The organism is Pseudomonas batumici, assembly GCF_036585405.1.
GTDB classification, from domain to species: domain Bacteria; phylum Pseudomonadota; class Gammaproteobacteria; order Pseudomonadales; family Pseudomonadaceae; genus Aquipseudomonas; species Aquipseudomonas batumici.
In genome coordinates this window covers 3,416,462-3,443,445 of record NZ_CP144470.1, presented here as the reverse complement: position 1 = coordinate 3,443,445, position 26,984 = coordinate 3,416,462, and the positions used below count along the sequence as shown (strand labels likewise).

Annotated in this window: 21 protein-coding genes; 18 read left to right on the top strand and 3 right to left on the bottom strand. The window is 63.4% G+C overall.

The annotated features are described in order from the left end of the window. Nucleotides 1–50 precede the first annotated feature (50 nt). Complete coding sequence (locus NUH87_RS15480; protein WP_338521395.1) at nucleotides 51–1,943, bottom strand: methyl-accepting chemotaxis protein; 1,893 nt, start codon at nucleotides 1,941–1,943, stop codon at nucleotides 51–53. Nucleotides 1,944–2,343: 400 nt separating this feature from the next. Here NUH87_RS15480 and bamE point away from each other — a divergent pair, with 400 nt between their 5' ends. Beyond that, a complete protein-coding gene (bamE, locus tag NUH87_RS15475; protein ID WP_338521393.1) occupies nucleotides 2,344–2,598 on the top strand; it encodes an outer membrane protein assembly factor BamE domain-containing protein in 255 nt (84 codons plus the stop codon). 30 nt (nucleotides 2,599–2,628) lie between these two features. Further along, nucleotides 2,629–3,186 carry a lipocalin family protein gene (locus tag NUH87_RS15470; protein ID WP_338521391.1) on the top strand — a complete coding sequence of 186 codons (558 nt, stop codon included), beginning with the start codon at nucleotides 2,629–2,631 and terminating at the stop codon, nucleotides 3,184–3,186. 102 nt (nucleotides 3,187–3,288) lie between these two features. Here NUH87_RS15470 and NUH87_RS15465 read toward each other — a convergent pair whose 3' ends face one another. After that, the gene (locus NUH87_RS15465) at nucleotides 3,289–4,653 is read right to left on the bottom strand and encodes a formimidoylglutamate deiminase (RefSeq protein WP_338521389.1); all 1,365 of its coding nucleotides are present in this window, start codon (nucleotides 4,651–4,653) and stop codon (nucleotides 3,289–3,291) included. A gap of 144 nt (nucleotides 4,654–4,797) precedes the next feature. On the opposite strand from NUH87_RS15465, the gene hutC reads away from it, so the two are divergent. From hutC to hutG, 12 genes are all read left to right on the top strand, one after another. After that, nucleotides 4,798–5,508: a histidine utilization repressor gene (gene hutC / locus NUH87_RS15460; RefSeq protein WP_209437120.1), complete on the top strand. Its 711-nt coding sequence runs from the start codon at nucleotides 4,798–4,800 to the stop codon at nucleotides 5,506–5,508. Next, nucleotides 5,505–6,086, top strand: coding sequence for a HutD family protein (locus tag NUH87_RS15455; protein ID WP_338521387.1), 582 nt, complete (start codon nucleotides 5,505–5,507; stop codon nucleotides 6,084–6,086). Before hutC ends, NUH87_RS15455 begins: the two co-directional genes overlap by 4 nt. Nucleotides 6,087–6,589: 503 nt before the next feature. Then, a complete protein-coding gene (gene hutU, locus NUH87_RS15450; protein ID WP_338521385.1) occupies nucleotides 6,590–8,290 on the top strand; it encodes a urocanate hydratase in 1,701 nt (566 codons plus the stop codon). A gap of 113 nt (nucleotides 8,291–8,403) precedes the next feature. Next, a complete protein-coding gene (locus tag NUH87_RS15445; RefSeq protein ID WP_338521383.1) occupies nucleotides 8,404–9,873 on the top strand; it encodes a cytosine permease in 1,470 nt (489 codons plus the stop codon). A 50-nt stretch (nucleotides 9,874–9,923) separates the two neighbouring features. Next, entirely contained in the window at nucleotides 9,924–10,892 is a 969-nt protein-coding gene (locus NUH87_RS15440; RefSeq protein WP_338521381.1) for an ABC transporter substrate-binding protein, read from the top strand. Between the two features lie 71 nt (nucleotides 10,893–10,963). Beyond that, a complete protein-coding gene (locus NUH87_RS15435) occupies nucleotides 10,964–11,815 on the top strand; it encodes a proline/glycine betaine ABC transporter permease (protein ID WP_338521379.1) in 852 nt (283 codons plus the stop codon). Then, nucleotides 11,812–12,642: a glycine betaine/L-proline ABC transporter ATP-binding protein gene (locus NUH87_RS15430; protein ID WP_338521377.1), complete on the top strand. Its 831-nt coding sequence runs from the start codon at nucleotides 11,812–11,814 to the stop codon at nucleotides 12,640–12,642. Before NUH87_RS15435 ends, NUH87_RS15430 begins: the two co-directional genes overlap by 4 nt. A 16-nt stretch (nucleotides 12,643–12,658) precedes the next feature. Then, entirely contained in the window at nucleotides 12,659–14,182 is a 1,524-nt protein-coding gene (hutH, locus tag NUH87_RS15425) for a histidine ammonia-lyase (RefSeq protein ID WP_338521375.1), read from the top strand. A 111-nt stretch (nucleotides 14,183–14,293) separates the two neighbouring features. Then, entirely contained in the window at nucleotides 14,294–15,832 is a 1,539-nt protein-coding gene (gene hutH / locus NUH87_RS15420) for a histidine ammonia-lyase (protein ID WP_338521373.1), read from the top strand. A gap of 361 nt (nucleotides 15,833–16,193) precedes the next feature. Continuing rightward, a complete protein-coding gene (locus NUH87_RS15415) occupies nucleotides 16,194–17,603 on the top strand; it encodes an amino acid permease (protein ID WP_338521371.1) in 1,410 nt (469 codons plus the stop codon). 17 nt (nucleotides 17,604–17,620) lie between these two features. Beyond that, nucleotides 17,621–18,826: an imidazolonepropionase gene (gene hutI, locus NUH87_RS15410; RefSeq protein WP_040063609.1), complete on the top strand. Its 1,206-nt coding sequence runs from the start codon at nucleotides 17,621–17,623 to the stop codon at nucleotides 18,824–18,826. Nucleotides 18,827–18,837: 11 nt separating this feature from the next. Further along, on the top strand, nucleotides 18,838–19,641 hold the full coding sequence (gene hutG / locus NUH87_RS15405) for an N-formylglutamate deformylase (RefSeq protein WP_338521368.1): 804 nt from the start codon (nucleotides 18,838–18,840) through the stop codon (nucleotides 19,639–19,641). A 2-nt stretch (nucleotides 19,642–19,643) separates the two neighbouring features. Here hutG and NUH87_RS15400 read toward each other — a convergent pair whose 3' ends face one another. After that, the gene (locus NUH87_RS15400) at nucleotides 19,644–20,564 is read right to left on the bottom strand and encodes a hypothetical protein (protein WP_338521366.1); all 921 of its coding nucleotides are present in this window, start codon (nucleotides 20,562–20,564) and stop codon (nucleotides 19,644–19,646) included. Between the two features lie 272 nt (nucleotides 20,565–20,836). Between NUH87_RS15400 and pip the strand changes: the two genes are divergently transcribed. The 4 genes from pip (at nucleotide 20,837) to mdoH (ending at nucleotide 26,840) form a co-directional block, all read left to right on the top strand. Then, nucleotides 20,837–21,808, top strand: a complete 972-nt coding sequence (gene pip / locus NUH87_RS15395; protein ID WP_040063612.1) for a prolyl aminopeptidase — start codon at nucleotides 20,837–20,839, stop codon at nucleotides 21,806–21,808. Next, nucleotides 21,805–22,242: a D-aminoacyl-tRNA deacylase gene (gene dtd, locus NUH87_RS15390; protein WP_040063613.1), complete on the top strand. Its 438-nt coding sequence runs from the start codon at nucleotides 21,805–21,807 to the stop codon at nucleotides 22,240–22,242. The genes pip and dtd overlap by 4 nt, the downstream gene beginning before the upstream one ends. A 265-nt stretch (nucleotides 22,243–22,507) precedes the next feature. Further along, the gene (locus NUH87_RS15385; protein WP_338521362.1) at nucleotides 22,508–24,277 is read left to right on the top strand and encodes a glucan biosynthesis protein G; all 1,770 of its coding nucleotides are present in this window, start codon (nucleotides 22,508–22,510) and stop codon (nucleotides 24,275–24,277) included. After that, on the top strand, nucleotides 24,270–26,840 hold the full coding sequence (gene mdoH / locus NUH87_RS15380; protein WP_338521360.1) for a glucans biosynthesis glucosyltransferase MdoH: 2,571 nt from the start codon (nucleotides 24,270–24,272) through the stop codon (nucleotides 26,838–26,840). Before NUH87_RS15385 ends, mdoH begins: the two co-directional genes overlap by 8 nt. Nucleotides 26,841–26,984: the final 144 nt, after the last annotated feature.

The window sequence follows — 26,984 nt, the reverse complement described above, 5'->3', positions numbered from 1 at the left end:
ACCACCCTTGTGGCGAGCGGGCAAGCCCGCTCGCCACAAAACGGTGTCTGTTAGATCCGGAAAGTGCCGACCAGATGCTTCAACCGCGCCGCCTGCTGCTCCAGGTCCGCACAGGCGCGCAAGGTCGATTGCAGGTTTTCCACGCCTTCCTGGTTCAGCATGTTGATCTCGGTAATGTCGACGTTGATCGACTCCACCACCGCCGTCTGCTCCTCGGTCGCGGTCGCCACCGACTGGTTCATGCCGTCGATCTCGCCGATCCGCTGGGTCACGCTGCCCAGTCGCTCGCCCGCCTGGTTGGCGATGCCCACGCTGTTTTCGCTCTGACGCTGGCTGTCGGTCATGATGCCCACCGCTTCCCGGGCGCCGACCTGCAACTCCTCGATCATCTTCTGCACCTGCTGCGCAGAATCCTGGGTGCGGTGCGCCAGGTTGCGCACCTCGTCGGCGACCACCGCAAACCCGCGTCCGGCTTCACCGGCGCGGGCGGCCTCGATGGCGGCGTTGAGCGCCAGCAGGTTGGTCTGCTGGGAAATGCCGGTGATCACTTCGAGAATCTGCCCGATGTTCACCGTGTTGCTGTTCAGGGTTTCGATATTGCCGCACGAATCGCTGATCTTGGCCGACAGTTGCTGCATCGCGTTGATGGTCTTGTCCACCACCTGCTGACCGTCTTCGGCCAGGCTGCGGGCTTCGCTCGAATGCTGCGAGGCGAGGGCGGCGTTCTGCGCGATCTCCTGGGCCGCGGCACCGAGCTGGTTGATCGCCGCGGCCACGCTGCTGGTACGGCTGGCCTGCTGGTCGGAGTTGAGCATCGACGAGTTGGAGGCACTGACCACCCGCAAGGCCACTTCGTTGACCTGGCCGGTGGCCGAGGCCACTTCACGGATCGAGGTGTGGATGCGCTCGACGAAACGGTTGAAGGACATGCCCAGGGTGCCGAACTCATCGTGGCCGTGGATGGTCAGGCGCTTGGTCAGGTCGCCTTCGCCCTCGGCGATGTCATGCATGGCGCGGCCCATCAGGTGCAGCGGCTGCATCAGCACACGAATCAGCATGCCCAGCAGGGCGATGATGATGATCACGGCGATCACCGTGGCGACGATCGCCGAGGTGCGGAACTCGCTGAGCATGGAGAACGCGGTGTCCTGGTCGAGCACCAGGGCGACGTACCAGTCCACCGAGGACACGCCGTTGACGTGGGTGAAGGAAATGAACTGGTGCTTGCCGTCCGCGTCGACTTCCTTGAGCCCGGCACTGATTTTCGGTGCGCCGGCCGGATAGGCGTCGGAGAGGTTTTTCAGGATCAGCTTGCTGTCCGGGTGGATCAGGATCTTGCCGTCGGCGCTGACGATGAACGCATGGCCGTGGCCGCCGAAGTTCAACGAGTTGATGATGGCGCTGATGCTGCCCAGGTCGATGTCGGCGCCGGTCACGCCGATAAACTGGCCCTGATGCTGCACCGGGGTGGCCAGGGTGATCACCAGCTTGCCGGAGGAGGCGGCGATGTAGGGTTCGGTGACGATGGTCTGTTGGGCGGTGGTGGCTGCCTTGTACCAGCCACGGGTGCGCGGATCGTAGTCGGCGGAGCGGTTGCCCGCCGGAATCGAGGTCATCACGCCTTCCGCGCTGCCGAAATAGCTGAGCTGGAAGTTGCCGGAGTAGGCGGGCAGGCCGATGGCGTGTTTCAGGCTGTCGGCGGAGCTGCCGTCCGCGGCGATCTGCTGGGACAGCGATTGCAGCAATTGAATGCGACTTTCCAACCAGGTCTGGATATTGCTGGTGGTCAGGCTGCCCAAGGCCTGCATCGAGTCATCGGTGCTGTGGCGCAGAGCCTCGCGTTGACGGTAGTCGTTGAACAGGATGAAGCAGGCGAACGCCACGGCGACCACCAGGGCCGCCGCCAACAGAATCTTATGGCTGAATTTGAAATTTTTGGTCATGAAATGGGCTGTCCGCAGGGGGGCTGGTCACCAGGGGGCGTCAATTTGCCACAGGTCTCGACCTATGGGGCAATTTCTCTTGGTCAACGTTGGTGTCGGAAGTCCTTGTCCTGCTTTTCCATTGCCCGCCATGGCGGGGTGTCGCGCCTTGAATGGCTACTGACAGGCCGTCCATGCAGGCAATGGGGTATTGCCCCTTTATGTCGGCACCTTTGCACCGAATATTAATTTTCGAGGGGCAAAGCCGACGAAATGCCGGTTTCGCGGAAAAAAATGCCTGAACAGCCCCGATGGAAAGGGCTGTAAGAAAAGGTCGTAGGCTCGGGAACCAGATGGGCATTTTCTCTTCTAAGCTTGCGGTAGGCAGCCGTGCCCACCTTCGAGCCCCAGGAGTTCCCCCATGTCGTTGCGCTCTCTCGCCCTTGTGTCGTTTTGCGTGCTGTTGGTCGCATGCAGCAAGGTCAATCAGGAAAACTACTCGAAACTGTCCACCGGCATGGCCAAGGCGGATGTCGAGAAACTGCTCGGCTCACCTTCGGACTGTTCCGGGGCACTCGGCATGTCCAGTTGCACCTGGGGTAACAAGAACAGCTTTATCAGCGTGCAGTACGCCGGTGACAAAGTCCTGATGTTTTCCGGGCAAGGCCTGAAGTAAACCGGGGCGATCGCCCTCGGGAGAAGAACAATGCTGCGTTTAGTGGTTACTCTTTTGGCTGGCTTGTTGCTGGCCGGTTGCGCTACGTCAGGCGACGATTTGGCGCCCAAGACCGCGGGTCATGTGGACCTGAAACGTTACCAGGGCACCTGGTACGAACTGGCACGGATGCCGATGTATTTCCAGCGCAATTGCGCGCAGTCGGAGGCCCGCTACAGCCTGATGGCGGGTGACAAGGTGGCGGTGTTCAACCGTTGCCTGACCGAGAAGTGGACCTGGGAAGAAGCCAAGGGCACGGCGACGCCGCAGGTGCCCGGGCAGACCGACAAGCTGTGGGTGAAGTTCGATAACTGGTTCACCTCGCTGTTGCCGGGCGTGGCCAAGGCCGATTACTGGATCCTGTACGTCAGCGACGACTACAAGACCGCGATTGTCGGCAATCCGAATCGTCGCTACCTGTGGTTGTTGTCGCGTACCCCCAGGGTCAGTGAAGACACGCGCGAGGACCTGCTGAGCAGGGCGCGCCAGCAGGGTTACGACACCTCCCGGCTGATCTGGCGCACACCGGATTCGAAGATGCCCAACTAGTAGGAGCGAGCTTGCTCGCGATGGTCGTCAACGATAACGCGGGGTATCTGATACCCCGCGGTGGCCAGGTTGCCATCGCGAGCAAGCTCGCTCCTACCAGGTTCAGCTCAGCAGATCGCGCAGCACCTGGGTAAACGCCCGGGCGCTCTCTTCTTCGCCCGTGTGGCGTCCACCGCGCACCGCCCACTGGCCGTTGACCATCACATCCCGTACCTGACGGTCGCCGCCGGCGAACAACCAGCGGTTGAGAATGCCGTCGTCCTGCGCCGTCGCCAGGTACGGGTCGCTGCCGTCGAGTACCAGCCAGTCGGCGCGCTTGCCCACTTCCAGGCGACCAATCGATTGCCCCAGGGCCTGGGCGCCACCGTCCAGCGCGGCGTCATACAGCGTGCGCCCGACCATCGGCTGATCGGCGCGGTACAGGCGATTGCGCCGCTGGTCCCGCAGGCGCTGGCCATATTCCAGCCAGCGCAGTTCTTCCACCACGCTCAGGGACACATGGCTGTCGGAGCCGATGCCCATCCGTCCGCCCTGGGCGAGGAAGTCCACCGCCGGGAAAATCCCGTCGCCGAGGTTGGCCTCGGTGGTCAGGCACAGGCCGGCAATCGCCCGGCTGCGCGCCATGCGCGTGACTTCCTCGGCGTCGGCGTGGGTCGCGTGCACCAGGCACCAGCGCTGATCCACCTCGACATTGTCATACAGCCATTGCAGCGGACGCTTGCCGCTCCAAGTCAGGCAGTCGTCGACTTCCTTCTGTTGCTCGGCGATATGGATATGCACCGGGCAGTGCTTGTCGCTGGCGGCCAGCACTTCGTCGATCTGTCGGGGCGTCACCGCCCGCAACGAGTGGAAGCACAACCCCAGGGCCTGTGCCGGCTGTTTGGCGAGCAACGGCTGCAAACGTGCCTGCAACTTCAGGTAATTCTCGGTGCTGTTGATGAAGCGGCGCTGCCCTTCGTTGGGCGCCTGGCCGCCGAAGCCGGAATGGCTGTAGAGCACCGGCAGCAGGGTCAGGCCGATGCCGGCGTCCGTGGCCGCCTGGCTGATGCGCAAGGCCAGTTCGGCCGGATCGGCGTAGGGCTGGCCGTTGCTGTCATGATGCACATAATGGAATTCGGCCACCGAGGTGTAGCCGGCCTTGAGCATCTCGATGTACAACTGGCGGGCGATGACGCCCATCTGCTCCGGGCTGATCTTGCCGACCAGCCGATACATCAGGTCGCGCCAGGTCCAGAAGCTGTCGTTGGGGTTGCCGGCGACTTCCGCCAGCCCACCCATGGCGCGCTGGAAGGCGTGGGAATGCAGGTTCGGCATGCCCGGCAGCAGCGGGCCGCCCAGCCGTTCGGCACCTTCTGCATGAGAATCGGCCTGGACCTGGGTCAGCACGCCCTCGGCGTTGACCTCCAGGCGTACGTTGTTGGCCCATCCACTAGGCAGCAGCGCGCGTTCGGCAAAGAAAGCGGACATGGTTAAGCACCCCATCGTGTGTTATTTGTATATACATATACAGACGTTTGCCTGCCCGGTAAACTCCGGCAAGCTAACCATCTTTAAATCGAACAAGGATTTCCCGTGCCGACTCCGCCTGCCAACCCACCGCTGGCTGCCCATATGGGCGACAGTCCGGCGCCGCTCTATGCCCGCGTCAAACAGATGATCAGCCAGCAGATCGACAGCGGAAACTGGCCGCCGCATTACCGCGTGCCGTCCGAGAGCGAACTGGTGGAACAACTGGGCTACAGCCGCATGACCATCAACCGGGCCCTGCGGGAAATGACCGCTGAAGGCCTGCTGGTGCGCATGCAGGGGGTCGGTACTTTCGTCGCCGAGCCGAAGAGCCAGTCGGCGCTGTTCGAAGTGCACAACATTGCCGACGAGATCGCCTCGCGCGGCCATCGCCACACCTGCCAGATCATCACCCTGGGCGAAGAGGCCGCCGGTTCCGAACGGGCCGTGGCCCTGGACATGCGCGAAGGGCAGAAGGTGTTCCACTCGCTGATCGTGCATTTCGAGAACGATATCCCGGTGCAGATCGAGGATCGTTTCGTCAACGCGCTGGTGGCACCGGACTACCTCAAGCAGGATTTCACCCTGCAGACGCCTTACGCCTATCTGTCCCAGGTCGCGCCGCTGACCGAGGGCGAGCACGTGGTCGAAGCCATCCTCGCCGACGCCGAGGAGTGCAAGTTGTTGCAGATCGAGCCGGGCGAGCCGTGCCTGCTGATTCGTCGCCGGACCTGGTCCGGTCGTCAGCCGGTGACCGCCGCTCGTCTGATTCACCCCGGTTCCCGTCATCGTCTGGAAGGACGCTTTACCAAATGAGTCAGTTGAAAGTCTTGCGCGCGGCGGATTACCCGCGCATGCCGTGGAAAAACGGCGGCGGCAGCACCGAGGAAATTACCCGGGACGCAGGCGAAGGCCTGGACGGTTTCGGCTGGCGCCTGTCGATTGCCGATATCGGCGAGTCGGGCGGGTTCTCCACCTTTGCCGGGTATGAGCGGATCATTACCGTGCTGCAAGGCGCGGGCATGACCTTGCAGGTCGATGGCCAGCGCACGCGGGCCTTGTTGCCGCTGGATCCGTTTGCCTTCAGCGGTGCCAGCCAGGTGAGCTGCACCTTGATCGACGGGCCGATCCGCGACTTCAACCTGATCTATGCGCCGGATCGCTACAGCGCGCGCTTGCAGTGGCTCGATGCCATGCAGCCCAAGCGTTTCTTCAGTTCGGCGGCGGTGTTGCTGGTTTTCAGTGTCAGCGAGCAATTGCATGTCGGCCTGGGTAACAGCGGTTATGAAGTGCTGGGGCGGCATGACTGCCTGCAACTGGACGGTAACAACGGGCTGCTGGAAGTGGCGGTGACCGGGCGTTGCTGTGTGATCGAGCTGGCCTCGATTCGCTGACGTTCACATTGGGTTGCAATCATCCGATTGCATCCCTTTTGTCCTCTGTATAGCTTTTCCCGTAACACACCCGCCATGCCTATGGTCGCCTCGGCAACCAAGCACAAATCGAGCGGGTTTTTTTATGCCTGGATATTTTTCGATGCGGCTTCCCAAGCTGCTCCCATCCCGCACCATTGTGTTACCGAACGCCCCAGCATGACGCAAATCTCTGTTTCGGTAACATCTTCCTACCTGCAGCCTGTCATCCTCCTACAGTTTCATTTTCCGGCAAAAGCCCCGTCCTACGGCCTCTGCAGGCTATTCTGAAAAATTCTTCAGCACGCGATTCTCAAGTTGGCCGCTTGATTGCATATGCTTGTATGTACAAGTAAATATGTGTGCGTATGAGTCATCAGGGAGAGCTGCGCACCACCCTAATTTTCGCTTGTGAGGGATTTTCCCGCACAGGCTCGCTCGCCCACTGCCTGGGCTGGTTTGGACGATCGCAGAGGAGTTGTTTCGTGACTGAGAATACCCAGAAACCTACCGCCACTTTTACCAAGCGCCGTGACGTCGAAATCCGCGCCGCCCGTGGCAACAAGCTGACCGCCAAGAGCTGGCTGACCGAAGCGCCGCTGCGGATGCTGATGAACAACCTCGACCCGCAAGTGGCCGAGAACCCCAAGGAGCTGGTGGTCTACGGCGGTATCGGCCGGGCCGCGCGCAACTGGGAATGCTACGACAAGATCGTCGAGAGCCTGACCAACCTGAATGACGACGAGACCCTGCTGGTGCAATCCGGCAAGCCGGTCGGCGTGTTCAAGACCCACAGCAACGCCCCGCGCGTACTGATCGCCAACTCCAACCTGGTGCCGCACTGGGCTACCTGGGAACACTTCAACGAACTGGACGCCAAGGGCCTGGCCATGTACGGCCAGATGACCGCCGGCAGCTGGATCTACATCGGCAGCCAGGGCATCGTCCAGGGCACCTACGAAACCTTCGTCGAAGCCGGTCGCCAGCACTACGACAACAACCTGAAAGGTCGTTGGGTCCTGACCGCGGGCCTCGGCGGCATGGGCGGCGCCCAACCGCTGGCCGCGACCCTGGCCGGCGCCTGCTCGCTGAACATTGAATGCCAGCAGACCAGCATCGATTTCCGCCTGAACAGCCGTTATGTCGATGAACAAGCCAAGGACCTCGACGACGCCCTGGCGCGTATCGCCAAATACACCAAGGAAGGCCTGGCCATTTCCGTCGCCCTGCTCGGCAACGCGGCTGAAATCCTGCCGGAACTGGTCCGTCGCGGCGTACGCCCGGACATGGTCACCGACCAGACCAGCGCCCACGATCCGCTCAACGGCTACCTGCCGGCCGGCTGGACCTGGGAAGAGTACCGCGCCCGCGCCATCACCGAACCTGCAGTGGTGGTGAAGGCCGCCAAGGCGTCGATGGCCGTGCACGTCAAGGCGATGCTCGACTTCCAGAAACAAGGCATCCCGACCTTCGACTACGGCAACAACATCCGCCAGATGGCCCAGGAAGAAGGCGTGGAAAACGCTTTCGACTTCCCAGGCTTCGTGCCGGCGTACATCCGTCCGCTGTTCTGCCGCGGCATCGGTCCGTTCCGCTGGGCCGCGCTGTCGGGTGACCCGCAGGACATCTACAAGACCGACGCCAAGGTCAAGGAACTGATCCCGGACGACGCCCACCTGCACAACTGGCTGGACATGGCCCGCGAGCGCATCAGCTTCCAGGGTCTGCCGGCGCGGATCTGCTGGGTTGGCCTGGGCCTGCGCGCCAAGCTCGGCCTGGCGTTCAACGAAATGGTCCGCAGCGGCGAGCTGTCGGCGCCGATCGTGATCGGTCGTGACCACCTGGACTCCGGTTCGGTGTCCAGCCCGAACCGCGAAACCGAGTCGATGCAGGACGGTTCCGATGCCGTGTCCGACTGGCCACTGCTCAACGCCTTGCTCAACACCGCCAGCGGCGCGACCTGGGTCTCGCTGCACCACGGCGGCGGCGTCGGCATGGGCTTCTCCCAGCACTCGGGCATGGTGATCGTCTGTGACGGTACCGACGAAGCGGCCGAGCGGATCGCCCGCGTGCTGCACAACGACCCGGCCACCGGGGTCATGCGTCACGCCGATGCCGGTTACCAGATCGCCATCGACTGCGCGAAGGAGCAGGGCCTGAACCTGCCGATGATCACCGGTAAATAAGCTGTTGCAGGAAACCCGTCCCTTGTAGGCGTCGGCAAGCCGGCTCCTACAAGGGGGGAGCATGTTCCACAAACGCTGTGCACCTAACTAAAACAATCCACAGAGGTTGAACAATGTCTGCGTCAAATGATCGTGCAAGCAGCAAACCGTTGATCGAAAGGCGTTCGATCGACTACATCCCGGAAGCGGAAAGACACGGTCGTCTACTCAGTCAGTTCACCCTGTGGTTGGGGGCCAACCTGCAAATCACCGCGATTGTCACCGGTGCGTTGGCAGTGGTGCTCGGCGGCGATGTGTACTGGTCGCTGATCGGCCTGCTGATCGGGCAACTGATCGGCGGCGGGGTCATGGCACTGCACGCCGCGCAAGGTCCGCAACTGGGCCTGCCGCAGATGATTTCCAGTCGGGTGCAGTTCGGCGTCTATGGTGCGGTGATCCCGCTGGTGCTGGTGTGCCTGATGTACGTCGGCTTTTCCGCCAGCGGTTCGCTGCTGGCCGGCCAGGCGGTGGCGCAGCTGCTGCACGTGGAAGACTGGGTCGGCATCGTGCTGTTTGCCGCCAGCATCATGGTCTGCACCATCTTCGGCTACCGGGTGATCCACGGCATCGGCCGGATCGCCAGCGTGCTGGGGGTGATCGCCTTCTTCTATCTGTTCTACAAACTGTTGGCCGGCAACGATATCTCGGCCTTGCTGGACAACAAGCATTTCTCCCTGGCGAGTTTCCTGTTGGCGGTGTCGCTCTCGGCATCCTGGCAGATCGCGTTCGGGCCTTATGTGGCGGATTACTCGCGTTATCTGCCGCGCAGCACTTCGGCGGTGAAAACCTTCTGGGCCGTGGGCCTGGGTTCGGTGATCGGCGCGCAGGCGTCCATGGTCTTCGGCGTGTTCGCCGCGGCCCTGGCCGGCTCGCAGTTCTCCCACCACGAAGTCTCGTTCATCGTCAGCCTCGGCGGCACCGGGGCCGTCGCGGCGGCGCTGTATTTCGCCGTGGCCTTCGGCAAGGTGACGGTCACCACCCTGAACGCCTACGGCAGCTTCATGTCGATCGCCACCATCATCAGCGGTTTCCGTGGCAGCCGGCATATCTCCAGCGGCGTGCGCCTGCTGTACATCTTCATCATGGTCAGCGTGTCCGCGGCACTGGCGCTGCTGGGCAAGGATTCGTTCCTCAAGGAGTTCTCGGCCTTCATCCTGTTCCTGCTGGCGTTCTTCACGCCCTGGAGCGCGATCAACCTGGTGGATTTCTACTGCATCACCAAGGAACGCTACGACATCCCCGCGTTGTCCGATCCCAAGGCCCGCTATGGTGGCTGGAACCTGCTGGGCATCAGCATCTATGTGTTCGGCGTACTGATCCAGATGCCGTTCATTTCCACCCACTTCTATACCGGTTCCCTGGTGGCGAGCCTGGGCGATACCGATATCTCCTGGATCATCGGCCTGGTGGTGCCGGCGGCGCTGTACTACGTCGCGGCGAAGAAGTGGCATGGGGCGGTTCCCGATCGTTTGATCCTGCCGGTGGAGCCGGGCGAGACCGTGGCAGCCAAGGCCAATGGTCGTGTGCAACCGGCGGCGAACTAGCCGGATGTCGCTTGCGGCGTTAACCCTTTGATGATTTGGAGCGGCACAGAATGAACATGACCAAGACCCTGCTGACCACGGCGCTGTCCCTCGGCCTGTTGGTAGCGGCCGGCGCAAGCCAGGCCGCCGGCTGGTGCGAATCCGGCAAGCCGGTGAAGTTCGCGGGTCTGAACTGGGAAAGCGGCATGCTCCTGACCGACGTGCTGCAATTCGTTCTGGAAAAGGGTTACGACTGCAAGACCGACAGCCTGCCGGGTAACTCCATCACCATGGAAAACGCCCTGAGCAGCAACGATATCCAGGTGTTCGCCGAGGAGTGGGTAGGCCGCAGCGAAGTCTGGAACAAGGCGGAAAAGGCCGGCAAGGTCGTCGGTGTCGGCGCACCGGTGGTGGGGGCCGTCGAAGGTTGGTACGTGCCGCGCTACGTGATCGAAGGCGATGCCAAGCGCAACCTCAAGGCCTTGGCGCCGAACCTGAAGCACATCGCCGACCTGGGCCAGTACGCCGCCCTGTTCAAGGATCCCGAAGAACCGAGCAAGGGCCGCTTCTACAACTGCCCGGCCGGCTGGACCTGCGAGCTGGACAACAGCGAAATGCTGAAAAGCTACGGCCTGGAAAAGTCCTATACCAACTTTCGCCCTGGAACCGGCCCGGCACTGGACGCCGCCGTGCTGTCGAGCTACAAGCGTGGCGAGCCTATTCTTTTCTACTACTGGTCGCCGACGCCTCTGATGGGCCAGGTCGACCTGGTGAAACTGGAAGAGAAGCCAGGTGTCGACAAGCACGTGAGCATCAAGGTCGGTCTGTCCAAGGCCTTCCATGAGCAAGCGCCCGAGCTGGTCGCCGTACTGGAAAAGGCCAACCTGCCCATCGATCTGTTGAACCAGAACCTGGGTCGCATGGCCAAGGAACGGATCGAATCGCCGAAGCTGGCGAAAATCTTCCTCAAGGAACACCCTGAGGTCTGGCAGGCTTGGGTCAGCGCTGACGCTGCCAGGAAAATCAACGCGGCTCTGTAGGTCGACTACCTCCCGGCTAACCGAGAGGCGGGCCGGGAAGTTCGCCACATCCACTTGATTGAGAGTTTCCAATGTTTCCCGAACGTTTCACATTTTCCATCGCCGACTGGGTCAACGCCTGGGTCGATGCACTGGTGACCCGCTACGGCGATGTGTTCCGGCAGATCTCCGACACCCTGCTGTGGGCCATCGTCAATCTGGAAGGCCTGCTGCGCATGGCGCCCTGGTGGCTGATGCTGGCCATCGTCGGCGGTATTGCCTGGCACGCCACCCGCAAGTGGCTGACTACGCTGGTGATCGTCGGCCTGCTGTTCCTGGTGGGCGCGGTCGGTCTCTGGGACAAGCTGATGCAGACCCTGGCGCTGATGCTGGTGGCCACGCTGATTTCGGTGCTGATCGGCATTCCGCTGGGCATTCTTTCGGCACGCAGCAACCGCCTGCGTTCGGTGCTGATGCCGCTGCTGGACATCATGCAGACCATGCCCAGCTTCGTGTACCTGATTCCGGTGCTGATGCTGTTCGGCCTGGGCAAGGTCCCGGCGATCTTCGCCACGGTGATCTACGCGGCGCCGCCGCTGATCCGCCTGACCGACCTGGGCATCCGCCAGGTGGACGGCGAGGTGATGGAGGCGATCAACGCCTTTGGCGCCAACCGTTGGCAGCAACTGTTCGGCGTGCAACTGCCGCTGGCCCTGCCGAGCATCATGGCCGGGATCAACCAGACCACCATGATGGCGCTGTCGATGGTGGTGATCGCCTCGATGATCGGTGCCCGTGGCCTGGGCGAAGACGTGCTGGTGGGCATCCAGACCCTGAACGTCGGTCGCGGCCTGGAAGCGGGCCTGGCGATCGTGATTCTCGCGGTGGTGATCGACCGTATTACGCAAGCCTATGGGCGTCCGCGCCATGAGGTGAGCAAATGAGCGAGCCTATCGTCAGCAAGATCGAAGTCAGGAACGTCTTCAAGATCTTCGGTTCACGCGCCAATGACGCGATGAACCTGATTCGCCAGGGCAAGACCAAGGACCAGGTACTGGCCGAGACCGGTTGCGTGATCGGGGTCAACGACCTGTCGCTGACCGTCGGTACCGGCGAGATCTTCGTGATCATGGGCCTGTCCGGTTCCGGCAAGTCGACCCTGGTGCGGCACTTCAACCGCCTGATCGACCCGACCAGCGGCGCGATCCTGGTCGACGGCGTGGACATCCTCCAGCACGACATGGAGGCGTTGCGCGAGTTTCGCCGGCACAAGATCAGCATGGTGTTCCAGAGCTTCGGCCTGTTGCCCCACAAGACCGTGCAGGAAAACGTCGCCTACGGCCTCAAGGTGCGTGGCGAGAGCAAGGCGGTGTGCGCCGAGCGCGCCTTGCACTGGATCAATACCGTGGGTTTGAAGGGCTACGAGAACAAGTACCCGCATCAGCTGTCGGGCGGTATGCGCCAGCGTGTGGGCCTGGCCCGGGCCTTGGCGGCGGACACCGACATCCTGCTGATGGACGAGGCGTTCAGTGCCCTGGACCCGTTGATCCGGGCCGAGATGCAGGATCAGTTGCTGGAGCTGCAGAAGACGTTGCACAAGACCATCGTGTTCATCACCCATGACCTGGATGAGGCGGTGCGGATCGGCAACCGCATCGCGATTCTCAAGGATGGCAAGTTGATCCAGGTCGGGACGCCGCAGGAGATCCTGCATTCGCCGGCGGATGAGTATGTGGATCGGTTTGTTCAGCGGCGTGCCGCGATCGTTTAAGCAGATGAGGTTGAAGATGTCCCAGTCTGAAAAAATCGTTATCGCCGATGCGCCATTGCGCTGGCAGGATGTGGTTGCGGTTGCCCGTCATGGTGCGCCGCTCGAATTGTCGCCCCAGGCCTGGGCCCGGATCGACAACGCCCAGGCCATCGTCCAGCGTATCGTCGTCAGCGGCGAGCGCGCCTATGGCGTGAACACCGGCCTTGGCGCCCTGTGCAATGTGTCGCTGTCCGGCGAGCAACTCAGCCAGTTGTCGCGCAATACCCTGCTCAGCCATGCCTGTGGGGTCGGCGCGCCGCTGCCCGATGAGCAGACCCGGGCGATTATCTGCGCCGCCATCGTCAACTACAGCCACGGCAAGTCCGGCCTGCACCGCCAGGTGATCGAAGCCCTGCTGGCTTTGCTCAATCGCGGTATCACCCCGCAAGTGCCGGCCCAGGGTTCGGTGGGCTACCTGACCCATATGGCCCATGTCGGCATCGCCTTGCTGGGTGTCGGCCAGGTGAGCTATCGCGGGCAGATCGTCCCGGCGCAACAGGCGCTGGCCGAGGAAGGCCTGCAACCGGTGCAACTGGGGGCCAAGGACGGTCTCTGCCTGGTCAACGGCACGCCGTGCATGACCGGCCTGGGCTGCCTGGCCCTGGCCGACGCGACGCGCCTGGTGCAATGGGCCGACGTGGTCGGGGCCATGAGCTTCGAGGCCCAGCGCGGGCAGATCGCCGCGTTCGACGCGGAAATCATCGCGCTCAAGCCGCATCCCGGCATGCAGCAGGTCGGCGTCAATCTGCGCAGCCTGCTCGACGGCAGCGAAGTGATTGCCGCCAGCAAGGGCATTCGCACCCAGGACGCCCTGAGCATCCGTTCGATCCCGCAGGTGCACGGTGCCGCCCGTGATCAACTGGCCCATGCCGCCCGGCAGATCGAAACCGAACTCAACGGCTGCACCGACAACCCGCTGTTGCTGGGCACGCCGGACAACTACCGGGTGATGTCCCAGGCCAACCCCCATGGCCAGTCGGTCGCCCTGGCGGCGGACCTGCTGGCGATCGCCATGGCGGAAGTCGGCTCGATTGCCGAACGTCGCCTCGACCGCCTGATCAACCCGCATGTCAGCGGCCTGCCGGCCTTCCTGGTGAGCAACCCCGGGGTCAACTCCGGGATGATGATCGTGCAGTACGTCGCCGCTTCCCTCTGCGCGGAAAACCGCCAGTTGGCGCAGCCGGCGGTGCTCGACAACTACGTCACCTCGGGCCTGCAGGAAGACCACCTGAGCCTGGGCACCAACGCCGCGCTGAAATTGCACCGGGCCCTGGAAAACTGCACGCAGATCCTCGCCATCGAGTACCTGCTGGCGGCCCAGGCCTTCGAATTCCTCAAGGAGCAACGCTTCGGTGCCGGCACCGACGTCGCCTGGAAACTGCTGCGCGAGCGCGTTCCGGCCTATGACCAGGACCGCTGGCTGGCCCCGGACATCGCCCGCGCGGCGGCTTTGCTCAAGGACCCGACATTGATCCAGGGCAGGTTTCCCGACCTGCGCTGATACCAAGAATAACCAGCGTGCCAAGGCGTCGCCTGCTCAAGAAAGCCGGCGACGACGGATAACGGAAACCTCCGGAGCGTCTGGTAGTTGATAAAAACTCTCAAAAGGAGAATGAATGTGACTGCTTTGAACCTGATTCCCGGCCAACTGAGCCTGGCCCAACTGCGTGCCGTCTATCAGCAGCCGGTGAAACTGACCCTGGACAACAGTGCTTCGGCACAGATCGAAGCCAGCGTTGCCTGCGTTGAACAGATCCTCGCTGAAAACCGCACCGCCTATGGCATCAACACCGGTTTCGGCCTGCTGGCCTCGACCCGCATCGCCAGCGAAGACCTGGAAAACCTCCAGCGCTCGCTGGTGCTGTCCCATGCCGCCGGTGTCGGCGAGCCGATCAGCGATGCGCTGGTGCGCCTGATCATGGTGCTCAAGGTCAACAGCCTGAGCCGCGGCTTCTCCGGGATTCGCCGCCAGGTGATCGACGCGCTGATCGCCTTGATCAATGCCGAGGTCTACCCGCACATTCCGCTGAAAGGTTCGGTCGGTGCGTCCGGCGACCTCGCGCCGCTGGCCCATATGTCCCTGGTGCTGCTGGGCGAAGGCAAGGCACGCTACAAGGGCGAATGGCTGGATGCGCACGCCGCGCTGAAACAGGCTGGCCTGCAACCCCTGACCCTGGCCGCGAAGGAAGGCCTGGCGCTGCTCAACGGCACCCAGGTGTCCACCGCTTTCGCCCTGCGCGGTCTGTTCGAAGGTGAAGACCTGTTCGCCGGCGCCCTGGTCAGCGGTGCGCTGACAGTCGAAGCGGTGCTGGGCTCGCGCTCGCCGTTCGACCCGCGCATCCACGCGGCCCGTGGTCAACGCGGCCAGATCGACGCCGCTGCCGGCTATCGCCACCTGTTGGGCGAGCGCAGCGAAGTGTCCGACTCCCACGAGAACTGCGAGAAGGTCCAGGACCCGTACTCCCTGCGCTGCCAGCCACAGGTCATGGGCGCTTGCCTGACCCAGTTCCGCCAGGCCGCCGAAGTGCTGGTGATCGAAGCCAACGCCGTGTCCGACAACCCGCTGGTGTTCGCCGCCGAAGGCGACGTGATCTCGGGCGGCAACTTCCACGCCGAGCCGGTGGCCATGGCCGCTGACAACCTGGCCCTGGCGATTGCCGAAATCGGCTCCCTGAGCGAGCGCCGCATCTCCCTGATGATGGACAAGCACATGTCGCAGTTGCCGCCGTTCCTGGTGGCCAATGGCGGCGTCAACTCCGGCTTCATGATCGCCCAGGTCACCGCGGCGGCCCTCGCCAGCGAGAACAAGGCGCTGGCGCACCCGCATAGCGTCGACAGCCTGCCGACCTCCGCCAACCAGGAAGACCATGTGTCGATGGCACCGGCGGCTGGCAAGCGTCTGTGGGAAATGGCCGAGAACACCCGTGGGATCCTCGCCGTGGAATGGCTGGGGGCGTGTCAGGGCCTGGACCTGCGCAATGGCCTGAAAACCTCGCCGGCCCTGGAAATCGCCCGGGCGACCTTGCGCGAGCAGGTGGCGTATTACGAGAAGGATCGTTTCTTCGCACCGGATATCGAGGCGGCCACCGGGTTGCTGGCATCGCGTTGCCTGAACGAGCTGGTACCGGCGAAGTTGCTGCCAAGCCTGTAAGCATTGCTCGAGAGCAGACTGGGGTTGAGCCGACTCTTTATCGGGCGGTGCGATCCATTGTGGCGAGTGGGCTTGCCCACGCTGGGGCGCGAAGCGGCCCTGAAACCGGACACCGCGTTGTATCAGGTATAACGCGGGTTCTGGTTTTACGGCTGCTGCGCAGCCGAGCGCGGGCAAGCCCGCTCGCCACAGGGTGATTTTTCGGCTTTCCGACAAAGGGCCCCACCCGGCAGATGCGTTTTGCCTGCGCGTGCTGGGTTGGGTACTCTGCGCCCCCTTTTGCGGCCGGCCGGTCGCAAGACACTCGCCTCCAGTCTGATTCTCATCGAGGTTCACCGATAAGAACAATCAAGGACTAGCAATGCAACAGCAAGTCAAAGGTTTGAAACGCGGGCTTTCGGCCCGACATATTCGCTTCATGGCCCTGGGTTCCGCCATCGGTACCGGGCTGTTCTATGGTTCCGCCTCGGCCATCCAGATGGCCGGCCCCGCCGTGCTGCTGGCCTACCTGATCGGCGGCGCCGCAGTGTTCATGGTCATGCGCGCCCTCGGTGAAATGGCCGTGCACGAGCCGGTGGCCGGCTCCTTCGGCCACTACGCCAGCACCTACATCGGTCCCCGTTCCGGTTTCATCCTCGGCTGGACCTACGCGTTCGAGATGGTCATCGTCGGCCTGGCCGACGTCACCGCCTTCGGCATCTATATGGGCTTCTGGTTCCCCGAGGTCGACCGCTGGATCTGGGTGCTCGGTGTCGTCTTCGTCATCGGCGGCCTGAACCTGTGTACGGTGAAAGTCTTCGGCGAAATGGAGTTCTGGCTGTCGCTGCTCAAGGTCGGCGCCATCGTGGCGATGATCCTCGGCGGCTTCGGCATCCTGTTCTTCGGCATCAGCACCGCCACGCCTTCGGCGAGCGTCGGCATCAGCAACCTCTGGAGCCAGGGCGGTTTCATGCCCAATGGCGCGGCGGGGATGATCGCTTCGTTCGCGGTGGTCATGTTCGCCTTCGGCGGTATCGAGATCATCGGCGTCACCGCCGGTGAAGCCCAGGACCCGCAGCGGGTGATCCCCAGGGCGATCAACGCGGTGCCGCTGCGCATCCTGCTGTTCTACGTGCTGACCCTGTTCGTGCTGATGTCCCTCTACCCGTGGCAGCAGATCGGCAACCAGGGCAGCCCCTTCGTGCAGATCTTCCAGAACCTGGGAATTGGTTCGGCGGCCACTATCCTGAATATCGTGGTGATTTCGGCGGCGATCTCCGCCATCAACAGCGATATCTTCGGTGCCGGCCGGATGATGTACGGCCTGGCCCAGCAAGGCCATGCGCCCCAGGCCTTCGCCAAGCTGTCCCGCGCCGGTGTGCCGTGGATGACCGTGCTGGTGATGGCCGTCGCCCTGTTGCTGGGGGTGTTGCTCAACTACCTGATCCCGGAAGACGTGTTCCTGCTGATCGCGTCCATCGCCACCTTCGCCACCGTGTGGGTGTGGATCATGATCCTGGTCACCCAGGTGGCCATGCGCCGTTCCATGAGCCGTGAAGAGGCCGCGCAACTGAAGTTCCCGGTGCCGTTCTGGCCCTATGCGCCGATGGCGGCGATTGCCTTCATGGTGTTCATCTTCGGTGTGCTGGGCTACTTCCCCGACACCCGGCCGGCACTGATCGTCGGCGCGGTATGGATCGGCCTGCTGATACTGGCCTACCAGATCTGGGTCAAGCCGGCGGCGGTCCGGGATGCCCGTGTTCAGCAAGCCCCTGCTTTGTCTAGTCGATAACCTAACGGAGACCCCGGATGAAAACGCTTTGGCAGAACTGTCATGTTGCAAGCATGGCGCAAGGCAGCTACTCGATCATCGAGGACGCCGCCATCGTGACCGTGGCGTCGAAGATCGAGTGGATCGGCCCGCGCGCCGAACTGCCGGCTGCGGATTATCCACAGGTCAATGACCTGGAAGGCGCCTGGGTTACCCCGGGGCTGATCGACTGCCATACCCACACGGTGTTCGGCGGCAACCGCAGCGGCGAATTCGAGCAGCGCCTGCAAGGCGTGAGCTATGCCGAGATCGCCGCCGCCGGTGGCGGTATTGCCAGCACGGTGCGGGCGACCCGTGCCGCGAGCGAGGACGAACTGTTCGCCAGCGCCCGGCAACGCCTGACCTGCCTGCTGCGCGACGGTGTGACCAGTGTCGAGATCAAGTCCGGCTACGGCCTGGACCTGGACAGCGAGCGCAAGATCCTCAAGGTGATTCGCCGCCTGGGCGCCGAGCTGCCGGTCAGCGTGCGCAGCACCTGCCTGGCGGCCCATGCCTTGCCACCGGAATATGCCGGGCGGGCCGACGACTACATCGAGCATATCTGCGCCGAGATGCTCCCGGCCCTGGCCGCCGAAGGCCTGGTGGATGCGGTGGATGCCTTCTGCGAATACCTGGCGTTTTCCCCGGCCCAGGTCGAGCGGGTGTTCAAGGTCGCGCAACAACTGGGCTTGCCGGTGAAGCTGCATGCCGAGCAGCTGTCGTCGTTGCACGGTTCCAGCCTGGCGGCGCGTTACCAGGCGCTGTCGGCGGACCATCTGGAATTCATGACCGAGGAGGATGCCATCGCCATGGCCGCCTCCGGTACCGTCGCGGTGCTGCTGCCGGGGGCGTTCTACTTCCTGCGCGAAACCCAGTTGCCGCCGATGGAGGCCTTGCGCAAGCACGGCGTGAAGATCGCCATTGCCAGCGACCTCAACCCCGGCACCTCGCCGGCGCTGTCGCTGCGCCTGATGTTGAACATGGCCTGTACCCTGTTCCGCATGACCCCGGAAGAAGCCCTGGCCGGGGTCACCCAGCATGCCGCCACGGCGCTGGGCATGGGCGCCACCCACGGTTCGCTGGAAGTCGGCAAGTTCGCGGATTTCGTCGCCTGGCGGATCGAACGTCCGGCGGACCTGGCCTATTGGCTGGGTGGTGATCTGGGCAAGCGCGTGGTGCGCCATGGTGTCGAAGTATTGATCTAGGAGACTGTCCTGTGGATAACGTTCTGAGCTTCAAACAAGGTCGCGTGCCGCTGTTGATCAGCATGCCCCATGCCGGGGTGCAACTGACCCCGGCGGTCAAGGCCGGGTTGATCCCCGAGGCGCAAAGCCTGCCGGACACCGACTGGCACATCCCGCGGCTCTATGATTTTGCCGCCGAGCTGGGTGCCAGCACCCTGGCTGCCGGTTACTCGCGGTTTGTCATCGACCTGAACCGGCCGTCCGATGACAAGCCGATGTATGTCGGGGCCACCACCGGTCTGTACCCGGCGACCCTGTTCGACGGCGTGCCGCTGTTCGTCGAGGGGCAGGAGCCGTCGGCCGCGGAGCGGGCCAACTACCTGGAGCAGGTCTGGACCCCGTATCACCAGACCCTGCAGCAGGAACTGGCGCGGCTAAAGGCCGAGTTCGGCTATGCCTTGCTGTTCGATGCCCACTCGATCCGCTCGGTGATCCCGCACCTGTTCGACGGCAAGCTGCCGGATTTCAACCTGGGCACCTTCAACGGCGCCAGCTGCGATCCGCAACTGGCGGCGCGACTGGAGGCCATCTGTGCCGGGCATCCGGCCTACAGCCATGTGTTGAACGGACGTTTCAAGGGCGGGCATATCACCCGTCATTACGGCGATCCGGCGCAGGACATCCACGCGGTGCAGCTCGAGTTGGGGCAGTGCACCTATATGGAAGAGTTCGAGCCGTTCAACTACCGCAGCGACCTGGCCGAGCCGACGCGGGTGGTGCTCAAGGAGCTGCTGCAAGGCCTGCTGGCCTGGGGCCGCGAGCACTACGGTCGCTGAATTCATCCCGGTAACACATCGACTCCTGGGCTCAGGAAGTCGATGTGATAGCCGCTGGCACCGTCCCCCAGGCCCACATGCACGCCGCCGATGCCCTCGTTCATCGGCGAGTTGTGGCTGTAGTTGATGTTCGGCCCGATGGTGTCGTTCACGCCGATGGCGAATTCACTCAGATTCAGCCCCCTGTCGCCCGCGGCCCGAGCCAGCAGGCCGACATATTCCTGCCCGGCGACCTTGAACGAGCGCACCTGGTTGTGTTCGATGTGCAGCCAGGCCTGGTGCCTGGCAACACCTTGGGCCAGCTCCATCAGTTGTTCATCGACGCCCAGGGCGAGTGGCGCCCTGCTGCTGCCCTGGGACGTCAACAGGCCACTGATGCGCAAAATGCCGTTCAATTGAAAGAGGTCGGGGCTGTCCGGGCGCATATGGGCGTAGTGCACTTCGAACAACTCCGAGACGCACAGCACGAAATGCTCGCTGATTTCATCACGGGTCGTGACGTAAGGGGCCGAGCGGCTTTTCAACCAGACGTCGGCCCGCGATCCCTCGCCGGCCAGGTGCAGTCGTTGGTGCCGGTTCAGCAGCCTGAGGTGGTCGCGCTGGCGCCTCAGGCAGTTGGCGAAGTCGCTGCGCAGCAACAGCATCAGGCTGTAAAGCGCGTTCTCCAGGCCCGGGTCGAAGGCGTGCAGCGGGCAGAGAATGCTTTGTTTGTGCCGCGTCCTGGCCGCTCGCTCATAGAACTGCCGGGCGCCCTGGCTGGTGAAGGAAAACACCAGGCTTTGCGCCGGCAGTGGTTGCGGTGAGTCCACGGCGGCGGCGTCCAGACCCAGCTCGGAGAGGGCGCGGATAAACATTTCGTTGTCGGCGAGGATGATGGCCTTCTCCGGGTAGGAAAGCAGGCCCGGCAAACAGTCTTGCTGCATTGGAAACTCCCTTTCACTTTTGCGCGGATACCCCGGCAGAACGGCTCCTGCCTTTCTCTGTGACCTCGCTATTGAAGCGTTTATCGGGCGGACTTGAACACTGGCCGAATGGCTAGGCAGCGTCCGACGGGAGGGAGACCGCGATGAATGCGCCCACATGCCCGCGCTTTTGACAAGGGCATGCCGATTCCGTGATTCGGGTTTATGATGCCGGACGACAGAATAATATGAAGTCCCCAGCAGGGATGACCTCGACCCCTACGGAGCGCGTGATGCAGACTTTGTACCCGCAGATCAAACCCTACGCCCGGCACGATCTGGCCGTGGATGAAACACATGTGCTGTATGTCGACGAGAGCGGTTCGCCGGAAGGATTGCCGGTGGTATTCATCCACGGAGGCCCGGGAGCCGGCTGCGATGCCCAGAGCCGGTGCTATTTCGACCCCAACCTGTATCGCATCATCACCTTCGACCAGCGCGGTTGCGGACGCTCGACCCCGCACGCGAGCCTGGAGAACAATACCACCTGGGACCTGGTGGAGGACCTCGAGCGCATTCGCCAGTACCTGGAGATCGACAAGTGGGTGCTGTTCGGCGGCTCCTGGGGCTCGACGCTGTCCCTGGCCTACGCCCAGACCCACCCGGAGCGGGTTCACGGCCTGATCCTGCGCGGTATCTTCCTGGCCCGCCCACAGGAAATCGAGTGGTTCTACCAGGCCGGTGCCAGCCGTCTGTTTCCGGACTACTGGCAGGACTACGTGGCGCCGATCCCGCTGGATGAGCGTGACGACCTGCTCGGCGCGTTCCACCGGCGCCTGATCGGCAACGACCAGATCGCCCAGATGCACGCCGCCAAGGCCTGGTCCCTGTGGGAGGGCCGTACCGCGACCCTGCGCCCGAACCCGCTGGTGGTCGACCGCTTCTCCGAGCCGCAGCGCGCGCTGTCGATTGCCCGGATCGAATGTCACTACTTCACCAACAACGCGTTCTTCGAACCCGATCAACTGATCCGCAACATGGACAGGATCGCCCACCTGCCGGGTGTGATCGTGCACGGTCGCTACGATGTGATCTGCCCGCTGGACAACGCCTGGGAACTGCACCAGGCCTGGCCCAACAGCGAGTTGCAGGTGATTCGCGACGCCGGTCACGCGGCTTCCGAGCCGGGCATCACCGATGCGCTGGTGCGGGCGGCCGACCGGATGGCCCGGCGCCTGCTCGACCTGCCACTCGAAGAAGCATGAAGGGCTTGTTGCAACGCGTCAGCGGCGCGCGGGTGGAGGTGGCGGGAGAAGTGGTCGGGTCCATCGACCAGGGCCTGCTCGTGCTGCTGGCGGTGGAGCCGGGCGACACCCGGGCGCACGCTGACAAACTGCTGAAGAAGCTGCTTAACTATCGGGTATTCAGCGATCCGCAGGGCAAGATGAACCTGTCCCTGGCGGACACCGGTGGCGGTTTGCTGCTGGTGTCGCAGTTCACCCTGGCGGCCGATACCCAGAGCGGATTGCGTCCGAGTTTCTCCACGGCCGCGCCCCCGGCGCTGGCCGAGGCGCTGTTCGACTATGTGGTGGCGCAGGCGCAAGGTTTGCATGGGCAAGTGGCGACCGGGCGTTTCGGGGCGGACATGCAGGTGCATCTGGTCAATGATGGCCCGGTAACCTTCCTGTTACAGACCTGAAAGCACCAAAAACGACGTATTTGACTGAAAACAGGGGGTTTTCGCGATAAATACTTTGTTTCACCTGATGCGTTGTAACGCGGCCTACTAGATAATCGCGCGCTACGGGGATCGGCGTTCGTTGGTCCATTTTGACTTAGGTAGAGACTTGTCCGCGACCGTTTGGGGAATCATTTGGCCCCAGCGGAGTCGGAACAATGCTCGCCAACCTGGCATATAGATAGCTGGCCGTTGGTTTTTGATCTGTTTTCGGCGAGGGTTGCTCGTGATTGTTAGTCCCTGTAATGCTCCAACACTGACTGCCAAAGGGTTACGAAAAGCGCTGGTGGCGGGCTCGGCACTGCTCTGCCTGCTCAGCGCGGGACAACTCTTTGCGTTCAACCTGGATGATGTGGCGGCCAAGGCCAAGACGCTGGCCGGGCAGAAGTACGAAGCTCCGCGCAGCAATCTGCCGAACGAGTTCCGTGACATGAAGTTCGCGGACTACCAGAAAATCCGCTTCCTGACCGACAAGGCCGAATGGGCGGGCGAGAAAACCCCGTTCAAGCTGTCGTTCTACCATCAGGGCATGCATTTCGATACGCCGGTGAAGATCAACGAAATCACCGCGGACGACGTGAAAGAGATCAAGTACGACCCGACCCGCTTCGATTTCGGCGATGTGAAGTTCGATCCCAAGGCCACCGAGCAGCTGGGCTATGCCGGCTTCCGTGTGCTTTATCCGATCAACAAGGCCGACAAGCAGGACGAGATCATGACCATGCTCGGCGCGAGTTACTTCCGCGTCGTGGGCAAGGGCCAGACCTATGGCCTGTCGGCCCGTGGCATGGCCATCGACACCGCCTTGCCGTCCGGTGAAGAGTTCCCGCGTTTCACCGAGTTCTGGATCCAGCAACCCAAGCCGGCCGACAAGCACCTGGTGATTTTCGCCCTGTTGGACTCGCCGCGTGCCACCGGCGCCTACCGCTTGACCCTGCGTCCCGGCACCGACACCATCGTCGACGTGGACGCGCAGATGTTCCTGCGCGACAAGGTCGGCAAGCTGGGCGTTGCCCCGCTGACCAGCATGTTCCTGTTCGGCGCCAACCAGCCGTCCAAGGTCCTCAACTACCGTCGCGAGCTGCATGACTCCAGCGGCCTGTCGATCCACGCCGGCAATGGCGAGTGGATCTGGCGCCCGCTGAACAATCCGAAACACCTGGCCGTGAGCAATTTCTCCGTGGAAAACCCGCGGGGCTTCGGCTTGCTGCAGCGTGGCCGTGATTTCAGCCACTACGAAGACCTCGACGACCGCTACGACAAGCGTCCAAGCGCCTGGATCGAGCCCAAGGGCGACTGGGGCAAGGGCACGGTCGACCTGGTGGAAATTCCGACCGCCGACGAAACCAACGACAACATCGTCGCTTTCTGGAACCCGGCCGAGCGCGCCGACGTCGGCCAGCCGATGAATTTCGCCTACCGCCTGCACTGGACCACCGACGAAGCGGCCCTGCATTCGCCGGAGAGCGCCTGGGTCAAGCAGACCCTCAAGTCCACTGGCGACGTCAAGCAGTCGAACCTGATCCGTCAACCGGACGGCAGCGTGGCCTACCTGATCGACTTCGAAGGTCCGTCCCTCAAGGCCTTGCCTGAAGACGCGCCGGTTCGCAGTCAGGTCAGCGTCGGCGACAACGCGGAACTGGTGGAAAACAGCCTGCGCTACAACCCGGAAACCCAGGGCTGGCGCCTGACCCTGCGCCTGAAGGTCAAGGAACCGGGCAAGGCCACCGAACTGCGCGCGGCCCTGGTCAAGGACCTCCCCACGGCGGATTCGGCCAAGATCTCGGTCTCGTCCCAGGTGGTCAAGGCCGACAAGGTCGCGGCCAAGCAGCAAGAGAAAGAGAAGGCCCAGGAGAAGAAAGAGCAAGCCCAGGACAAGAAAGAGCAAGCCGCCGCGGCGCCTGCTCCCGAGGCTACCCCACCCACCCCGGAACCGGTGCCGACTGAACAAGTCCTGACCGAGACCTGGAGCTACCAGTTGCCTGCCGATGAGTAACCCGATCGTACAGCCAGAGGCTCTTTCCGAGTACCTGGCGCATTTGCCGATGAGCAATGAGCAGCGTGCGGAGCTGTCGAGCTGCACCTCGTTCGCCGAGCTGCATGAGCGCCTGAGCGCGCAGCCGGCCGTTGACTCCGCCGAGGCCGCGCAGGCTTCGGTGGGGCAGCGCCTGATCCTCGACTCGGCGGCCGAGCTGGAAGACGCCGAGATGCTCGCGGTGGATGCCGCCGGGCGCGTGTGTCTCAAGGCCACGCCGCCGATCCGCCGGACCCGGGTCGTCCCGGAGCCCTGGCGCACCAATATCCTGGTGCGCGGCTGGAGGCGCCTGACCGGGCGCAGCAACCCGCCCGCGCCCAAGGACGATAAACGCGAGCTGCCCCACGCGCGCTGGCGCACCGTGGGCTCCATTCGCCGCTATATCCTGCTGGTGCTGATGCTCGGCCAGACCGTTGTCGCCGGCTGGTACATGAAAGGCATCATGCCCTACCAGGGCTGGTCGTTCGTCGATCTCAACGAAGTGGTGCATCAACCGCTGTTGCAGACCGCCCAGCAAGTGCTGCCCTATCTGCTGCAAACCAGCATCCTGGTGCTGTTCGGGATCCTGTTCTGCTGGGTCTCGGCGGGTTTCTGGACCGCCCTGATGGGCTTCCTCGAATTGCTCACCGGGCATGACAAGTACCGTATCTCCGGCGCCAGCGCCGGCAGCGAGCCGATCGCCAAGGATGCGCGTACCGCCATCGTCATGCCGATCTGCAACGAGGACGTGCCACGGGTGTTTGCCGGCCTGCGCGCGACTTTCGAGTCGGTCGCCGCCACCGGCGACCTGGATCGCTTCGACTTCTTCGTCCTGAGCGACAGTAACGACACCGATATCTGCGTCGCCGAGCAACAGGCCTGGCTGGACGTCTGCCGCGAAGCCTCGGGCTTCGGCAAGATCTTCTACCGCCGTCGCCGTCGTCGCGTGAAGCGCAAGAGCGGCAACCTCGACGACTTCTGCCGTCGCTGGGGCGGTGACTACAAGTACATGGTGGTGCTCGACGCCGACAGCGTCATGAGCGGCGAATGCCTGACCAGCCTGGTGCGCCTGATGGAAGCCACGCCGGACGCCGGGATCATCCAGACCGCGCCACGGGCGTCGGGCATGGACACCCTCTACGCCCGCATGCAGCAGTTCGCGACCCGCGTCTATGGTCCGTTGTTCACCGCCGGCCTGCACTTCTGGCAGTTGGGCGAGTCCCACTACTGGGGGCACAACGCGATCATCCGCATGAAGCCGTTCATCGAGCACTGCGCCCTGGCGCCGTTGCCCGGCAAAGGCGCCTTCGCCGGGGCGATCCTGTCCCACGACTTCGTCGAGGCCGCGCTGATGCGCCGTGCCGGCTGGGGCGTGTGGATCGCCTACGACCTGCCGGGCAGCTACGAAGAGCTGCCGCCGAACCTGCTCGACGAGCTCAAGCGCGACCGGCGCTGGTGCCACGGCAACCTGATGAACTTCCGCCTGTTCCTGGTCAAGGGCATGCACCCGGTGCACCGCGCGGTGTTCCTCACCGGGGTGATGTCCTACCTGTCGGCGCCGTTGTGGTTCTTCTTCCTGGTGCTGTCGACGGCCCTGCTGGCGGTCAACACGCTGATGGAGCCGCAATACTTCATGGAGCCGCGCCAGCTCTATCCGCTGTGGCCGCAATGGCATCCAGACAAGGCGGTGGCGCTGTTCTCCACCACCATCGTGCTGCTGTTCCTGCCCAAGCTGCTGAGCATCATCCTGATCTGGGCCAAGGGCGCGAAAGAGTTCGGCGGCAAGTTCAAGGTGACCGTGTCGATGCTGCTGGAGATGCTGTTCTCCATGCTGCTGGCGCCGGTACGGATGATTTTCCACACCCGTTTCGTACTGGCCGCGTTCCTCGGCTGGGCGGCGACCTGGAACTCTCCGCAGCGTGACGACGACTCCACGCCGTGGAGCGAGGCGGTGCGCCGCCATGGTCCGCAAACCCTGCTGGGTGCGCTCTGGGCGCTGCTGGTGATCTGGCTCAACCCGAGCTTCCTCTGGTGGCTGGTGCCGATCGTCGGTTCGCTGATGCTGTCGATCCCGGTCTCGGTGATCTCCAGCCGGGTCAACCTGGGGTTGCGTTCCAAGGATGAGAGCCTGTTCCTCATCCCCGAGGAATACAATCCGCCCCAGGCGCTGCTGGCGACGGATGAGTACACCCACGAAAACCGTTGGCATGCGCTCAATGACGGCTTTGTCCGGGCCGTGGTCGATCCGCGGCAGAATGCCCTGGCCTGCGCCCTGGCGACGGCCCGTCATGGTCACGCCGAGCCTATCGAATGGCTGCGTGTCGAGCGTGTGCGGCATGCGCTGAAGGTCGGCCCGGCCGGCCTGGACAATCAGTCGCGCCTGCACTTGCTGAGCGACCCGGTGGCCCTGACCCGCCTGCATGCGCAGGTCTGGAGCGAAGACCACGCCGAGTGGCTGGGGGCCTGGCGCGCTTCGATCAAGGCCGATCCCCATGCGCCGCTGCTGCCTCTGCAGCCGGCCACATCGGCGGCCCAGCCCGCCTGACGCCAAAGGGGCCGCGGTGTGACGAACACCGCGGCCCCTTTGTCATTTGGTAACAAAAGACCCGTCTCCCCTCGGTGTTGCCCCGCACCCGAGTACGTTAGGATCGCCCCCCAAAATTGTGCCCGCCAGACCCAGGCGACTGTG

Bases quoted from the DNA above. Each gene is read 5' to 3' on its own strand.
- NUH87_RS15480 (WP_338521395.1), bottom strand. From the start codon at position 1,943: ATGACCAAAAATTTCAAATTCAGCCATAAGATTCTGTTGGCGGCGGCC.
- bamE (WP_338521393.1), top strand. From the start codon at position 2,344: ATGTCGTTGCGCTCTCTCGCCCTTGTGTCGTTTTGCGTGCTGTTGGTC.
- NUH87_RS15470 (WP_338521391.1), top strand. From the start codon at position 2,629: ATGCTGCGTTTAGTGGTTACTCTTTTGGCTGGCTTGTTGCTGGCCGGT.
- NUH87_RS15465 (WP_338521389.1), bottom strand. From the start codon at position 4,653: ATGTCCGCTTTCTTTGCCGAACGCGCGCTGCTGCCTAGTGGATGGGCC.
- hutC (WP_209437120.1), top strand. From the start codon at position 4,798: ATGGGCGACAGTCCGGCGCCGCTCTATGCCCGCGTCAAACAGATGATC.
- NUH87_RS15455 (WP_338521387.1), top strand. From the start codon at position 5,505: ATGAGTCAGTTGAAAGTCTTGCGCGCGGCGGATTACCCGCGCATGCCG.
- NUH87_RS15445 (WP_338521383.1), top strand. From the start codon at position 8,404: ATGTCTGCGTCAAATGATCGTGCAAGCAGCAAACCGTTGATCGAAAGG.
- NUH87_RS15440 (WP_338521381.1), top strand. From the start codon at position 9,924: ATGAACATGACCAAGACCCTGCTGACCACGGCGCTGTCCCTCGGCCTG.
- NUH87_RS15435 (WP_338521379.1), top strand. From the start codon at position 10,964: ATGTTTCCCGAACGTTTCACATTTTCCATCGCCGACTGGGTCAACGCC.
- NUH87_RS15430 (WP_338521377.1), top strand. From the start codon at position 11,812: ATGAGCGAGCCTATCGTCAGCAAGATCGAAGTCAGGAACGTCTTCAAG.
- hutH (WP_338521375.1), top strand. From the start codon at position 12,659: ATGTCCCAGTCTGAAAAAATCGTTATCGCCGATGCGCCATTGCGCTGG.
- hutH (WP_338521373.1), top strand. From the start codon at position 14,294: ATGAATGTGACTGCTTTGAACCTGATTCCCGGCCAACTGAGCCTGGCC.
- NUH87_RS15415 (WP_338521371.1), top strand. From the start codon at position 16,194: ATGCAACAGCAAGTCAAAGGTTTGAAACGCGGGCTTTCGGCCCGACAT.
- hutI (WP_040063609.1), top strand. From the start codon at position 17,621: ATGAAAACGCTTTGGCAGAACTGTCATGTTGCAAGCATGGCGCAAGGC.
- NUH87_RS15400 (WP_338521366.1), bottom strand. From the start codon at position 20,564: ATGCAGCAAGACTGTTTGCCGGGCCTGCTTTCCTACCCGGAGAAGGCC.
- pip (WP_040063612.1), top strand. From the start codon at position 20,837: ATGCAGACTTTGTACCCGCAGATCAAACCCTACGCCCGGCACGATCTG.
- dtd (WP_040063613.1), top strand. From the start codon at position 21,805: ATGAAGGGCTTGTTGCAACGCGTCAGCGGCGCGCGGGTGGAGGTGGCG.
- mdoH (WP_338521360.1), top strand. From the start codon at position 24,270: ATGAGTAACCCGATCGTACAGCCAGAGGCTCTTTCCGAGTACCTGGCG.